The organism is Dictyobacter arantiisoli, from assembly GCF_008326305.1.
GTDB classification, from domain to species: Bacteria; Chloroflexota; Ktedonobacteria; order Ktedonobacterales; family Ktedonobacteraceae; genus Dictyobacter; species Dictyobacter arantiisoli.
In genome coordinates this window covers 1-1573 of sequence record NZ_BIXY01000228.1, presented here as the reverse complement: position 1 = coordinate 1573, position 1573 = coordinate 1, and the positions used below count along the sequence as shown (strand labels likewise).

2 protein-coding genes are annotated in these 1573 nt (G+C 54.5%); both read right to left on the bottom strand.

The window, feature by feature from the left end; genetic code table 11:
• On the bottom strand, positions 1–1201 hold a 1201-nt coding region (locus F1593_RS27950), incomplete at its 3' end, for an ISKra4 family transposase (protein ID WP_149404830.1).
• Positions 1131–1490, bottom strand: coding sequence for a hypothetical protein (locus F1593_RS27945; RefSeq protein ID WP_149404829.1), 360 nt, complete (start codon positions 1488–1490; stop codon positions 1131–1133). The genes F1593_RS27950 and F1593_RS27945, both read right to left, overlap by 71 nt.
• Positions 1491–1573: the final 83 nt, after the last annotated feature.

Sequence of the window (1573 nt, the reverse complement as noted above, 5' to 3'; positions counted from 1 at the left end):
GATACGGCTCAGGCAATGGAGCGACAGGAGAAGGAGGTTGGGGAACAGGAGGAGTGGATGGAACCGGTTTTTTCGTCCCACGCAGCCAAAACCACCATGCTTGAATCATCTGCTTGGCGGCGGCTTCTTGACGATGACTTGCTTTTTCACACCGTGATTGCTTTCGTTGGTGAAGTCGGTGGCTGTTCTGTTGGTCCCATGCTTCTGACCAACGATCACTACATACTGCCGTACGTAGGGCGAGCATCGGATTGACGTGCCTGGCTTCCCAATGCATGCCTGCCCCTTTGAGCCGTGCTTGCATGACGGTTTTGTTGGCACTTTCCACCATTCCTGAGCCAATCGGCCACCCCTCCCGTTGATACCGAGGATAGTCCATCATGTTTTCTCGCTTACGGAGATAGGACAATGGTTCTTCAAGGGCGTCAAGAGCCTGAGGAGAGGCTTGGAAATGGGTTAGTCTGTTGAGCAAAAAGCCAGGTCCCCGATGCTTGAGCAGATGCAAACTCCGGGAAAGCGCCTGAGGAGGCAAGCGATGACCGGCGTGCGTGAGGGCATCTCCCATCGCTGCCACCCTTTGGGCGGCATGGGGAAAATCTAAAATCCGCACCGCATCAGGGCGATGCAGGTCAATCAACTCTTGCAACCACAACGCCCCATCCGTAACGAAACCGACGGCTGTGGCCTCAAGCACCTGCCTGCGCCGCGTTTCCACTTCTGCGCGTTCAATGAAGGTGCTTGCATCCATCATGCGGGAAAAATAGGAATGGTGATGGGTCCTCGCCTGCGTGCCTCTTTGTTCCACCTCCCCAATGACCAGGGTACGAACTTCTGCCCATTGTTGGTGACGCAGAGAAACAAACGCCCCATCACTACTGAGGACCAACTTTTCTCCCTGCTCTTTCTCGCGATCAGCACCGGGGAATGGAGCCTGCTCTTGTTGGGTTTGCACCTCGATGTAAACCGCTCCCACCTTTTCTGTCTGTCGACGTGCCGTCGCTGCACTGACATGGACACCGGTCAGATCTCCTAAGAACTCAGCAGCTCGTGCGAACGGCATCCACGTCGCTAAACGTGCAAGATGTTCTTCTTGGATCGGGGTTAAGCTTCCGGGGACTAAGGCCAATTCCTCATCCAGGGGGAAAAAGCCCCATCCCACAGGATGGACAGGTTCCGTAACTGCGATTGAGTTCGACCTCACGACCTCCGTTTCCTTGAAGCCGTCGTTTTCGCTTCCCTCGTGGGGTCAACGCTTTTGCACAGTTGGGGCAGGTGGGTCGTTCCTCTTGAGGAAGGGAACGCCAATCCGTACTGGGGCTGGCTATTGCGACATCGCGCACGATGCGTGCTTGCAAGCGACTCATCTGTTCACTGGTTTCTTGTTCGATTTCTCGGAAGGTTGCTTTCGGATGGGCAAGCCGCCATTCTTTCATCCCACTCAAAATGTCTTCGCTTAAATCGCGCCATTCTTTGTCCATTGCTTCTTCCATCTCATCCTCCACTCTTTACTGCTTCCAGTGTATCATCTTTCTTTTCTCCTGCCAAGCCTCCCGCAAAAAAATGACGCGCACCC